Annotated in this window: 14 protein-coding genes and 2 pseudogenes; 3 read left to right on the top strand and 13 right to left on the bottom strand. The window is 45.4% G+C overall.

The annotated features are described in order from the left end of the window. Positions 1-30: 30 nt before the first annotated feature. The 9 genes from GCA01S_RS11935 to GCA01S_RS11895 form a co-directional block, all read right to left on the bottom strand. The gene (locus GCA01S_RS11935; RefSeq protein WP_042410220.1) at positions 31-615 is read right to left on the bottom strand and encodes a TetR/AcrR family transcriptional regulator; all 585 of its coding nucleotides are present in this window, start codon (positions 613-615) and stop codon (positions 31-33) included. A gap of 22 nt (positions 616-637) precedes the next feature. After that, complete coding sequence (locus tag GCA01S_RS11930; protein WP_042410217.1) at positions 638-1,807, bottom strand: thiolase family protein; 1,170 nt, start codon at positions 1,805-1,807, stop codon at positions 638-640. Between the two features lie 81 nt (positions 1,808-1,888). Then, a complete protein-coding gene (locus tag GCA01S_RS11925) occupies positions 1,889-2,290 on the bottom strand; it encodes a MaoC family dehydratase (protein ID WP_017437190.1) in 402 nt (133 codons plus the stop codon). After that, a complete protein-coding gene (locus GCA01S_RS11920; RefSeq protein ID WP_017437189.1) occupies positions 2,287-2,736 on the bottom strand; it encodes a MaoC family dehydratase N-terminal domain-containing protein in 450 nt (149 codons plus the stop codon). Before GCA01S_RS11920 ends, GCA01S_RS11925 begins: the two co-directional genes overlap by 4 nt. A gap of 21 nt (positions 2,737-2,757) precedes the next feature. Next, positions 2,758-3,522: a beta-ketoacyl-ACP reductase gene (locus tag GCA01S_RS11915; RefSeq protein WP_017437188.1), complete on the bottom strand. Its 765-nt coding sequence runs from the start codon at positions 3,520-3,522 to the stop codon at positions 2,758-2,760. A gap of 39 nt (positions 3,523-3,561) precedes the next feature. Further along, positions 3,562-4,740, bottom strand: coding sequence for an acyl-CoA dehydrogenase family protein (locus GCA01S_RS11910; protein ID WP_017437187.1), 1,179 nt, complete (start codon positions 4,738-4,740; stop codon positions 3,562-3,564). Between the two features lie 215 nt (positions 4,741-4,955). Then, positions 4,956-5,723, bottom strand: a complete 768-nt coding sequence (locus GCA01S_RS11905; protein ID WP_042410213.1) for an NAD-dependent protein deacylase — start codon at positions 5,721-5,723, stop codon at positions 4,956-4,958. 61 nt (positions 5,724-5,784) lie between these two features. Continuing rightward, positions 5,785-6,441, bottom strand: a complete 657-nt coding sequence (locus GCA01S_RS11900) for a YcnI family copper-binding membrane protein (RefSeq protein ID WP_042410211.1) — start codon at positions 6,439-6,441, stop codon at positions 5,785-5,787. A gap of 24 nt (positions 6,442-6,465) precedes the next feature. After that, positions 6,466-8,115 (bottom strand): copper resistance protein CopC, encoded by a 1,650-nt coding sequence (locus GCA01S_RS11895; RefSeq protein ID WP_042410209.1) that lies wholly within the window; start codon positions 8,113-8,115, stop codon positions 6,466-6,468. 279 nt (positions 8,116-8,394) lie between these two features. Here GCA01S_RS11895 and GCA01S_RS11890 point away from each other — a divergent pair, with 279 nt between their 5' ends. Next, positions 8,395-9,819 carry an amino acid permease gene (locus GCA01S_RS11890; protein ID WP_042410207.1) on the top strand — a complete coding sequence of 475 codons (1,425 nt, stop codon included), beginning with the start codon at positions 8,395-8,397 and terminating at the stop codon, positions 9,817-9,819. Between the two features lie 60 nt (positions 9,820-9,879). On the opposite strand, the gene GCA01S_RS11885 is transcribed toward GCA01S_RS11890, so the two are convergent. From GCA01S_RS11885 to GCA01S_RS21335, 4 genes and pseudogenes are all read right to left on the bottom strand, one after another. Then, on the bottom strand, positions 9,880-10,479 hold the full coding sequence (locus GCA01S_RS11885; RefSeq protein WP_311638406.1) for an HAD hydrolase-like protein: 600 nt from the start codon (positions 10,477-10,479) through the stop codon (positions 9,880-9,882). Then, positions 10,454-10,753, bottom strand: coding sequence for a hypothetical protein (locus GCA01S_RS11880; protein ID WP_042410206.1), 300 nt, complete (start codon positions 10,751-10,753; stop codon positions 10,454-10,456). Before GCA01S_RS11880 ends, GCA01S_RS11885 begins: the two co-directional genes overlap by 26 nt. A gap of 1 nt (position 10,754) precedes the next feature. Continuing rightward, on the bottom strand, positions 10,755-11,048 hold the full coding sequence (locus GCA01S_RS11875) for a DUF350 domain-containing protein (RefSeq protein WP_042410205.1): 294 nt from the start codon (positions 11,046-11,048) through the stop codon (positions 10,755-10,757). A gap of 66 nt (positions 11,049-11,114) precedes the next feature. Further along, positions 11,115-11,329, bottom strand: a pseudogene (locus tag GCA01S_RS21335) (phage holin family protein). A gap of 157 nt (positions 11,330-11,486) precedes the next feature. Between GCA01S_RS21335 and GCA01S_RS11870 the strand changes: the two are divergent. After that, positions 11,487-11,721 (top strand): annotated as a pseudogene (locus GCA01S_RS11870) (helix-turn-helix domain-containing protein). Between the two features lie 8 nt (positions 11,722-11,729). After that, positions 11,730-12,611, top strand: coding sequence for an IS3 family transposase (locus GCA01S_RS11865; protein WP_042410203.1), 882 nt, complete (start codon positions 11,730-11,732; stop codon positions 12,609-12,611). The last annotated feature ends 22 nt before the right edge of the window (positions 12,612-12,633 follow it).

Here is a 12,633-nt window from a genome sequence, read left to right as displayed (position 1 = left end):
GACGGAAAGAGAATGGGAAGCTTCTCTTTCCTATTTTTCCTTAAACGATTCGCGATTTTTGATTCCGTTTAAAATCAAATCGACGTAAATGTCTGCCAGCGCTTCTTCCGATATTTCTCCATCCGGTTGAAACCAGTAGTAGCTCCAGTTTGTAATGCCTAAAATGCCAAATGTAATCATATCCGGGGTCAGCGTCGGCTTAAATTCGCCGCGGGCGATTCCCGCTTCGATCAACTGCTGGTAATGTTCCCGGAACGCCCGCCGCTTTGCTTTAATTTCTTGCAAATGATCTTCATGCAAATGCCGCATTTCGCGGAAGAAAATGCGTGCGCTTTTCCGCCTTGCTTTAATATTGCGAATAAGCATATAGACGATTTCGTACAGTTTTTCCGTGCAGCTTTTCTCTTTATCTTGTAAAATGCGTTGTTGCTGCTGCAAAAGATCTTCCATATAGGAGATGCATATATCTTTTAGCAGCTCTTCTTTGCTTTTGTAATAATAATAGAATGCCCCTTTCGTTACGCCCATGACTTCGACAATTTCTTGCACTGATGTTTCTTTAAATCCTTTGCGGTCGAATAGTTCGATGCTTGTTTTAATAATTCTTTCTTTCATAATGTTGGCTCTCTCCAATGATTTATTCCCGTTCAATAATTGTGGCAATGCCTTGCCCGCCGCCGATGCATGCCGTAATGAGCGCGTATCTTCCGCCGGATCGCTGCAATTCATACACCGCTTTCGTGATTAAGATCGCACCGGTTGCACCGAGCGGATGGCCATGGGCGATCGCGCCGCCGTTGACGTTCACTTTTTCCGGATTCATATTTAATTCCCGGTCGCAGGCGATCACCTGGGCGGCAAACGCTTCATTGATTTCAATCAAATCCATATCATCTAATGTCAATCCGGCTTTTTTCAACACTTTTCTTGTCGCCGGCACCGGACCGATTCCCATAATATTCGGATCGACCCCGGCAACCGCATAAGCGCGAATAACTGCTAATGGCGTCAACCCCAGTTCTTCCGCTTTTTCTCTCGACATAATGACCAATGCCGATGCGCCGTCATTTAACCCCGAGCTATTTCCCGCTGTCACTGTTCCGCCTTCCAAAAACGCTGGCGGCAGTTTAGCCAATGCTTCCATCGTCGTATTTGGCCGCGGATGTTCATCTGTATCAAAGATGATTGGCTCTCCTTTTTTGACCGGAACGGTAATCGGGACGATTTGTTCTTTAAAACGTCCTTCCTGCATCGCCCGCGCCATTTTTTGCTGGCTTCTTAGCGCGAATTCGTCCTGTTCTTCTCTGCTGATCCCGTATTTTTTGACAAGGTTTTCCGCTGTAATTCCCATCGGCGGATCGCCGATTTCTTTTGGCGACAGCTGCGACTTGCGGAAACTCGGCGGCGTCGAGCTGTACGGTTTTTCCGGGCGGTCCATTAAGTACGGAGCGCGGCTCATGCTTTCCACTCCTCCGGCGATATACACATCGCCATCCCCCGCGCGGATCGCCTGTGCCGCCAGGTTTACCGCGTTAATGCCGGAACCGCATTGTCTATCCACGGTAAGACCGGTAAGCTCAAGCGACAACCCCGTTTGCAAGGCGGTAAGCCTCGCGATATTCCCCCCGCCGCTTAACACGTTGCCCATAATGACGTCGTCGACCATTTCCGGGACGATGTTAGCCCGTCGCATCGCTTCTTTGATGACTTCCGCGCCAAAAATATGCGCCGGCACGGTCGCCAATGCTCCGCCTTGTCTGGCAATCGCCGTGCGGACGGCGGAAACAATGACCGCATCCCGTTTCATTTATGTCACTCCCATTCATTTTTTATAAAAATCCCGGTAACAAAAGGGTTTTGCTGTTACCGGGACGAATGTTGCAGCCAATTAATAGACAGAAAACACGACTTCTCCCTTGACGACTTCTTTTCCGTCTTGATTGACAGCCGCCACATCAAAGCGCAATGCGTGATCCTCTTTTTCTTTCACCGTCGCTTTTAACGTGACGACGTCATTTAAAAACACCATTGATTTAAAACGGACGGAGTAGTCTTGCACAAATCCTTCTTCATAATAAGGGGTAAACAATTTGGCAAGATTGCCCATCGTCCACATTCCATGGGCGATAATGCCCGGCAGCCCCGCTTTTTTCGCCTCTTCGTCAATCGTATGAATCGGATTGTAATCGCCGGAAGCGCCGGCATATTTAATGAGATCGAGGCGGGAGACCGGAGGAAGTTTGACTTCTGGCAACGACTCTCCTACTTTTAATTCGCTGATTTTCGTCATACGACCATCGCCTTTCTCACTGCTTCCGTAATAATAATTGTCGAGGTGGACGTAAAAATCACGCTTCCGGATGGGTCTTCCCCGTAATTCGTGATGACTAAAAATCCGAGCTCGCCCATGCTGCTTTGCTTTTCATAGTAATCTTCCACTTTCGCATAACAATACAGCTCTTCCCCGACAAACAACGGTCTTTCGTAATGAAACCGCTGTTCGCCGTGAATCAGTCCTTTGCTTGGAAGCTTAAGCCCTTCAATCACGCCATAGTCAAACACCCTTGGAAATGTCGGAGGCGCAATGTTTCTTTGATAGCGTGATTTTTTCCCCGTTTCCTCATCCCAATAAATCGGATGTGGATCACCGATCGCTTCGGCAAACTTTTTCACCGCTCCCCGCTCAACGACGTTTTTTACTTTATTGGAGCATTTTCCGATATGTTCGGCAAACATGCGTCGTTTCCCCCTATTCCGTTAACATTTTGGACCTCCGGCTACGTATAGCACTTGTCCGTTAATAAAGGAAGATTTTTCATCGGCGAAAAACGCCACCGCCTGCGCGACATCTTCCGGCTTGCCGCTTCGTCCGACCGGAATGTTCGCGACGCTAGCCTGAATTAACTGTTCAAACGAAATGCCTAATCTTTCCGCCGTTGCTTTTGTCATATCGGTTTCAATAAATCCAGGAGCAACCGCGTTCGTGGTGATGCCAAACTTGCCCAGCTCGATCGCCAGCGTTTTTGTAAAACCTTGAATGCCTGCTTTCGCCGCCGCATAGTTCGCTTGCCCGCGGTTGCCAAGCGCGGAAGTGGAAGAAACATTAATAATGCGTCCGTACCGTTTTTCTACCATGTATTTTTGAACGGCGCGCGCACAGTAAAACGCCCCTTTGAGGTGAACATCCATGACCGTGTCCCAGTCCTCATCCGTCATTTTAAACAGCAAATTGTCGCGAATAACTCCGGCGTTATTGACGAGAATATCGATCGATCCGAATTGGTCGACAATCTCTTTTACCGTCGTTTCCACTTGTTCGCGATCGGTAACGCTCGCGACTTTTGCATATACTTCATAGCCTTTTTCGCGCAATTCACTTGCGGTGGCGTGCAACGCTTCTTCATTTAAGTCAATGAACGCCACTTTCGCTCCTTCTTCGGCAAAACGCGTAACAATCGCCTTGCCGATTCCGCGGCTTCCTCCTGTAACGAATGCGACTCTTCCTGTAAATCTTTGACTCATGCTTGCTTCCCCCTTCTATTCGATAGCGCTTTCAAATTTTTATAGGAATTGCCCCAATTTGACATGCCCTTTAAGCAAGTTTCTTGCAATAATCATGCGCTGAATTTCATCGGTGCCGTCATAAATGCGCCAAAGTCTGGCATCACGATACCAGCGCTCGATCGGCATTTCTTTCGTATAGCCCATGCCGCCGTGAATTTGCATGACGCGGTCGACGACGCGGTTGCCCATGTTGGCGCCAAACAGTTTGGCCATCGATGCTAAATGGCGGTTGTCTTCGCCTTGGTCGAGCGTAAACGCCGCGTTTAACACGAGCCATTTCGCCGCTTCAATTTCGACGGCCGAATCGGCGATCATCCATTGAATCGCTTGTCTTTCCGCAATTGGCTTGCCAAATGTCACGCGCTCTTTCGCATAGTCAATCGCCATTTGTAGCAGCCGTTCTGCCGCTCCGACCGCGCGGGCGCCGACAATCCAGCGGGCATATCCGATCCACTCCAACCCAAGTTTATAGCCGCCGTGCAGCTCCCCTAAAATGTTTTCTTCCGGAACGCGCACATTTTCAAAGATTAAGCTGGCAGGTGTCGACGGCCCCATCGTATGTATCGGTTCGGAACGCCAGCCCATCTCCCGGTCGACGATAAAACAAGTAACCCCTTCCCGTCCGTTTGTTGCTTGATGGCGTTCTTTGTCGGTAATGGCGATGACCATCACAAAATCGGCTTCGTTTCCTCCGGTGATAAACGTTTTTTCTCCGTTTAGCACCCATTCGTTTCCGTCTTTGACCGCGGTCATTTTAATGTTTCTGGTGTCTGATCCTGCGCCTGGCTCCGTCATGGCAAAGCATGATTTTTTCTCGCCGTTAATGGTCGGAATCAAATATTTTTTCTTTTGTTCTTCATTCGCGTAATAGAGAATGTTATCCGCCGACCCGCCAAACCGGAATGGAACAAACGTTTTTGACACTTCCATTGTCACAATCGCCTGCATGACGTGTCCGAGGTTGGCGCCGCCGTATTCTTCCGGTGTATTAATCCCCCAAAAACCCGCTTCTTTCGCTTTGAGCTGCAATTCTTTCAACTTCTCCTCAGACAGCCCCGGTTTTCCTTCCCGTTCGTTTCGCAATACTTCGTTTTCTAGCGGCATTAATTCTTTTTCGACGAATTTGCGAATGGCCTTTTGCACCATCCGTTGCTCATCAGTAAGACGCAAATACATGTATGTCCCCTCCATTTCCCTCTCTAGGCCACGTTTCCTCCATATTAAATCGATGCAAAACCCTGCAAATTATACCAACCGGTTGGTATGTTAATCCTATTATATTCTAAAGTTTTAAAAAATACAATATTTTTTGATTTTAATAGAAACCATTTTTTCGTTCTCCTATTCAGGACAGAAAGAATATAGAAAAAACAGGTGCGGCTGCCGATTATTCAGCTCGCACCTGTCATATGCGAACGCACTTTTGCCACCGTTTCTCCAATTCCGCCATGAATGACAAGATCAAATACGTCATCCATTCTTGTTGGTGTTTTATTAATGATCACTTTATACGTAACTGGAGACTGAGTAGCTACGTAAAAGGGAATTTGGTTGACCGGCGCTACTTCCAGGCTTGTTCCCATCGCAATAAGCAAATCGCTTTCTGCCGCCGCGGCGAACGCTTCCTCGATTCTTGGCACCAATCCGCCAAACAGCACCACATCCGGTTTTAAAATTTCATTGCACTTATTTCCATTTGCCGCTTTCCGCTCGCACCGCGGAACATCATGGCGGTTGATAAACGCTAAATCATGCTTTTCGCCGCATTCCGGACACGTTGCCGTCTGCAAAGTGCCGTGCAATTCGATGACGTTGGTGCTCCCTGCCTTTTTATGCAGTCCATCGATATTTTGCGTCAAAATAGTCACCTTTTTTCCCATTTCTTCTAATTGGCGAAGGAACCGGTGGCCGTCGTTTGGCGCAAAATTGCCCATTAGTTTTAACGAAAACATTCGTTTAAAGCGCCGCCAAAAATCAACAGGATCTTTTTCAAAATAGTATTCGGATAAATAGTATTCGACATTTTCTTCCTGCGCATAGATCCCATTTTCGCTGCGGAAATCGGGAATTCCCGATTCCGTACTCATTCCCGCACCAGTTAAAACCGCAATCACGTCGGCGCGAGCGATTCGTTGTGCGAGTTCTTTTATGACATCCACGTTTCTCTCCTCCTTCAACAAAAAAGTCCCCAAAAAATACGGGGACTTTTCTAAGTTCATTTTACGCTCTTTTTTTCAGAAAAGCAACGATCGAAACGATCAAAGCAATGACGGCAATCACTAAGGTAGCAATCGATAATCCATTTTCGTTTTGCTCGTTGTTGGTTTTATTTTCTGACTGAGCTTGATGCTGCGCCGCCTGTTCGCCGTGGCTGTGCATATCGTGTCCGCTTTGCGCCGCAGCCGCTTGGCTGATTTCCGTTACAGAATGAGGAGTTTGTGAGTTTTCCGTTCCCGTCCATTCAACAATGGTGCCATCTTTATAATATTGATACGCATCCCAAGTAACCTTTCTTTCCTTATCTGGGTTTTTCGCAACAAAGAAAAACTGTTGAAATTGTCCTGGCAACAGCCCTTCTCCTTCCGCTGTCCATGTGACCGTTTTTACCTTTCCGGACGCGTCTTTTTCCAGCGTCACTTCCCAGCCTTGCTCCGGTTGATAAGATACCAATTCCATGCCGTCCGGAATTTTTAATGTGACTTTCGTTGTCGGAACATCTTTTTCCACTGGGATTTTGACCGTATACGTTTCCCAAGCGCCAGGCGCGGAGATGTTCGGCTTTACCGTCACGTGAGCGCTGGCAATTCCTGTGCATAATAAAAAGGCTGTCACCATCAAAACAAGTACTTTGGAAGTTTGTGACCATATTTTTTTCATCGTTGGAATCTCCTCCTCATTTATTTATTGGCTTCCTACATAACAGGCAAAAGTGGCGTCCACGCTTTGCAGCGACGTTGTCAGGATATGCACATGAACGTTCCACCATCCGGCCATGCTAATCGTTTCCTTTGCCTGATACACACCGGAAGCAACTTTGAATGCTTGAAATGTCGTTTCTCCCATATCTATGTCTTTTGGCGTCAACGTAACCGTGACTTGCTCAATATCCTGAACAGCTCTTCCCTTCGCGTTTTTGATTTTTATTTGAAATTGATTCGTTCCTAATACATTAGGGGTAATATGCAGCGTCACTTGATAGCTCCCAGCTTCCTTCGTTTGCGTAAAAGGTCCCGGCGAAGCCGCTGCAGGCGGCAAATTCGTCAACATAGCGGCGAGCAGCATCGCTCCGATGCCGAGGCCAAATTCAGACCATACGGTTGCCCCTAATACGCTTTTCTGCTTGCGCTCCGAAATCCAGTTCACCGCCGCAAACATCAGCATAACGACAAGAAGGAGCACTTTACCGAGAAGCACTTTACCATATATCGTTTGAAACAGTGCATCAAACGTTGGAACTTGTTGTAAAGCAGCGTAAATGCCTGTCATCATTAGAATGGCGACCAATCCAGTTGCCCAACGTGAAAAACGGCGAACCGCCTCCCAATATTTACTTTTCTCGGTTCCCGGTATGCCAAAAGGCAAAATCGCTGCAATGATCACTAAGCATCCAACCCAAACGGAAGCGCTAAAAAGATGAAGAAAATCCATCACACGAGCAACAAGCGGATGAGATGAAGCTGCCGCGTGACCCGTCCACGCTTTGACGAAAAGAATGCTGGTCCCGAGTACGAATGAGACAATCGCCCATCGTTTCGAATGGCGCTCCCTTTTCCCGAACATTGCTGCATAACCAACGACAAATAATAAAAACAAGAGCACGCACTGAATCATCCATGCGACTCCAAAAGCCGTATGAAACAGCATCTTTTTCACAAACGCGCCCTCAAGCGCCTGAAGCCACGACACATTCGCCTCCACGGTAATTTGTAACGGCAAACTCAACAGCGTGGCCAGCACCGTTAGACTATACGCCGCCCAATACAGCACCTTATCCCGAGTCGAAAACCGCCATGCACCCAATGGAAGATCGATAAACAATTGAAACCAAAGCAAACTTAAAAATAGCGATAACCCTATGTAAAAAAGTCCGCGAATGATGATCATATCGAATTTGGGAACATAGCCGTTTCTTTCCGAATCGGACAGAGCGCCGTTATCGCTGCTTTGGCCGATTTGAAATGGAATCGTCCCTTCGACAGGATGGCCGTCGCTAGAGACAGCTTTCCATTTTATTACATATGTTCCGTTGGCCAACCGATTCGGTACATTCCCTTCCAGCACATGTGGATTGGTTGCATCGATGCGAACATCATGCAAGAGAATCTCGTGTCCAGTTTGATTGACAAGTGTGAGCGCATAAAAAGTAGATTGAATGTTTTCGTTAAATTCGATGCGAATGGTTTTCGGAGCTTCCATCAACTGTTCGTTTGCCGCCGGCGTCGCTGCGACAATGTAAGCATGGGCCAACGATCGGGCAGGAAGCGCTACCAACACTGCCAAACAGAAAATACATATCCATCCCCACCGTAACGCCTTTTGCCAATATAACAAATCATTACCCCTCTCTGGATAGTATTGAAACATCTGCACGTATATCATGACCGCACTGCATGGTCAGTATAGCAAAAGGATGTGAAAGAAGTGTGAGGAGACAATGAATAAAACGAGAAATGTCTCATATTACCGACAGAAAATAACTATTATTTGCAATTGATCAACTTCATTTCTTTATTATATTATCACTTTACCAAACTAAAATAATACGATATGATGAGAAAGGAATGAAAGCAACCATGACTCACAAGACATAGTAATTAAGGAGGACATACGATGGCTGCAAAAAAATGGGGACTATGGATTTTAACCGCCTTCGTCGTTGGAAACATGGTCGGCGGTGGCATATTTATGATTCCGGCAAGCCTGGCGCAAGTCGCAAGTCCAATGGGGGCAGCGCTCGCCTGGCTCGCAACCGGATTGGGCGTCTGGATGATTGCACTTGTATTTGGCAGTCTAGCAATAAGAAAACCAGATCTTAAAGCGGGACCGCAGAGCTACGCGCAAGCGATGTTTTCTTCACCAAAAGCAGGAAACATCGCAGGATACAGCATGGCGTGGGGATATTGGGCGGCAAACTGGGCGGCCACTGCGTCCGTCATTATTTCATTTGCCGGCTATTTAAGCACGTTTTTCCCAATCATGCAAAGCAAGCACATACTATTTACGATAGGAACGTTTCCATTGGAAGTCGGAAAAACGCTCACCTTTGCGGTATGTACAGCGGTATTGTGGGGAATTCACTGGATTCTCGCCCGCGATTTTCAACGCGCTGGGAACATTAACATTTTAGCGACAGGAGCGAAAGTGATCGGGTTCCTTCTTTATATTGTCGCAACCGTTTGGGTGTTTAACGCCGCGAACTTAGGCAGTGGATTTGCATTCATGGATGAAAAAGGACAAGCGGTATCCGTACCAAGCCAAATCAATGGAGCGGCGATTACAGCACTATGGGCGTTTATCGGCATTGAATCGGCTGTCATGCTGTCAAACCGTGCCAAATCGCCGAAAGACGTGAAAAAAGCCACATTGCTCGGACTCATCATTTCTGTTCTCATTTATATCGGAATTACGTTATTGACAATGGGAGCACTGCCACAGGAGGAATTAAAACAGTCGCAAAAACCGCTCGTGGATGCGCTGTATGCCGTTATCGGAAGCAACGGAGCGTACATCATGGCCATTTTGGCGCTCATTTCCCTATTCGGCTCGACAATCGGCTGGATTGTCGTCAGTTCGGAAGTTCCGTATCAAGCGGCAAGAGAAGGATTGTTCCCTGCTTTCTTTGCCAAAACAAACAAGAGCGGCAGCCCTACCCGTTCTTTGTTCATCACGAATTTCATGACGCAAATTTTTCTATTTTCGACTGTATCGGGAACAATGAACGAAGCGTACAATTTTGCCATTGTCGTCGCGACGCTTGCCTACTTAGTTCCGTATCTCGTCTCAGCCTTATATCATCTGAAATTAATCATTACGGGAGAAACGTATAAAAATACAAAGCAAATTCGCATGCGCGACGGTATCATTACATTGGCAGCGCTAGTTTACTCGATTTGGGTCATCAAAACGGGAACAGCGGATTGGTATACATTTTTCTTAGGAATCGGTCTATTTGTGGCAGGGTTAATCTTATATCCGCTGCTTATGAAACAAAAACCGCACAATGACCATAAACATGCTGAATTAAAAGAAGCGTAAAGGGACCAACGAAATCGCTGGTCCCTTTTGCTTTTACTTTCTTTACTCCTACGCTATCTTTTATATACATCGTAATCCCGCTTTTTCACTCAGGATCCGCCTCTCGATAAATATAGTTCCAAAAAATCGGTAAATCAGCTTAAATATCGAATGCATTTGAAATGGTCCTTTCCCATTTGTGATGATTCCTAACTTCAATGATTTTCTTTTTAACTCTTCTAACATCCACATAAGATTAGGAAATGGGACACAGCTTTGATGAAAATGCTTTAAATAATCTTCCAACAGGTCCTCCCAAGTAAGTCCATGAATCTCAAACTCTTTGACAATCTGCTGATAAACGGTATCTTTCCAAACATACCCTCGATCATCTAGTTCAATAAATCTAGCTATATACCATTCTTTTGAAATATGGCTTAACCAGTGCTGCAAGCGCTTATATTGGTATTTGATAAACTTTTGTATGGAATCGTCGCGATTTAGCAATGTGCCGTCCAAGTCAAACATAACCGCTTTTACCATCACCCATCGCTTCCTTTCTATCCATGAAAGAGAATGCCAATAAAAAATAACTCCGAAAACAGCTGTTCCGACCTTATAAACTTTTGAAAAAACTAGATGGATCAGATCCGGTTCATTCTTCAGCGGGAACGTTTCCATCCATCTGCTGACTCTTTACTTCTTCAATCGTTTTAAATACCCTCGAAAACACTTCCTCAATCGTTTTCTCATTTTCAACACCATTATACGGAGCATATTTCCAATATCGATGTCCATCCCCAGTGCAAAGATATCCCGTTACATAATAATGATTATATTCTCGTTTTACATCTTCCTCATATATTACTGATTCGTCGATAAAGGTTATGTAGTTTTCACAAAAATCTGGATAAAAATGGTAAAAAAGAGCCCGAAACAAATGCAACAGGCCCATATTAATAGGACATGCTCCCAGCCACAATCAAGCCGACAATAATAGAAACGGCAAATAAGCTAAACCCGACTGCGAGATTGCCTTCCTCTACTTTCTTGGCTAAGTTGGTCTTTGGCGTGAAGATGTACTCAAGCACAACATACACGAGAATTTGCGTCACAATGCCAATGACACCCCATAGAAGAACATCAGGCAAACTGACGCTGTTGCTCCAGGCGGCATAAATGACAATCGCCAATCCTGAGTAGGTGTTGCCAGAAGCACTTATGTAGGATACGAAAGTAACTATAGACAACCACCAATAGAGATATTAGCAAAATTAGCCGAAGTTCTAAAAACTAGCGCCGATTATTTGATCGGACTAACTGACAATCCGTATCCAAAGGAACCAACTCGAAACGCATATTTCTCCTCCCCTTCCTCGCTTTTTTTCATTCAAAACATGAATCGCTTTTTCAAGTACTCTAGGAATTGTGATTCCAATCCGCCCGACATTTTCAAAGATGCTCAATACTTCATTTGCGATATAGAATTTCGCAAAACGCTCATGTCGTTTCCTAATGCAACATCAAGCATATGAGCAACGGCGACAATGAAAAAGATTGCCACTTTCCTGATATGATCCCCTTATAGTAGACAGAAAAAAGAAAGCCAATTAATCTGTCTACTATGGAGGGGATTTTTCTATGGAAAAATACGAAAAACATATGATGCAAAGTTTAAAAAGAAAGCGGTGGATTTATATTGGAAGGAGGGCATGGGATACAAAACGGTGGCGAAAGAATTAGGGATTACGCCGATGGGTGAAACGCTATGAACAGGAAGGAATGAAAGGGCTAGAGGAAAAACGAGGAAAGGCAAAAGGACCAGGCAAAGGAAGACCGAGAACTCGTCCGGAAGATCCTGAAATGAAAATCAAGTGTCTTGAGGCGGAAGTAGAGATGCTAAAAAAGCTCTTAAAGAGGTGAAAGGGGGAATGGAAACAGTACCAGCTCACAAGAAGTTCGCGATCATTCAAGAAATGGCCGGGTATTATGGTTCGATTCAACCATTATGTGAGATAGCAGGCGTGTCTCGAAGCGGATATTACAAGTGGGTAAAACGACAGGAACGCCCTTCTCAGAAGCAATTGGAAGATGCGCAGTTAAAGAAAAAAATCAAGGAGTGCCATGAAGAACGGAAAGGAATTTATGGATATCGGAGAGTCAAAGTCTGGCTGAAACGGAAATACAAACTGGATATCAACCATAAACGAGTACAAAGGCTGATGAGGGAGATGGGAATCCGGGCGGTGATTCGGAAGAAACGGCCTTATTACGGAAAGAGAGAGCCTTATGTGATTTCAGACAACCATCTAAACCGAGATTTCCACGCGTCAAAGCCAAATGAGAAATGGATTACAGATATTACCTATTTAATTTTTAATGGGAAAAAGCTCTATTTGTCCGCCATTAAAGATCTATACAACAATGAAATCGTGGCCTGCCATATCAGCCAAAGAAATGACATCAAATTGGTCATCGACTCGCTAAAAAAGGCCATAAAAAAACGGAATGTAAATGGACTCCTCCTTCATAGTGATCAGGGGTTCCAGTATACATCCCGTCCATACAACAATCTACTAAAAAGATACAATATAAAGGCCAGTATGTCCAGGAAAGGAAACTGTTTGGACAATGCCTGCATGGAAAACTTCTTCAGCCATTTCAAGGCAGAGTGTTTTAATCTGTACTCTTTCCGCACGGCCGAAGAGGTGAAAGATGCCGTACACAAATATATTCGTTTTTATAACCATCAACGTTTCCAAAAGAAATTAAATAACCTGAGTCCTTATGAATATAGGACTCAGGCTGCTTAAATGTGCTTTTTTATTCCTGTCT

Origin of the sequence: Parageobacillus caldoxylosilyticus NBRC 107762 (assembly GCF_000632715.1) — a bacterium.
In the GTDB taxonomy this organism is placed as follows: Bacteria; Bacillota; Bacilli; order Bacillales; family Anoxybacillaceae; genus Saccharococcus; species Saccharococcus caldoxylosilyticus.
This window is presented reverse-complemented; position numbering and strand designations above follow the sequence as displayed.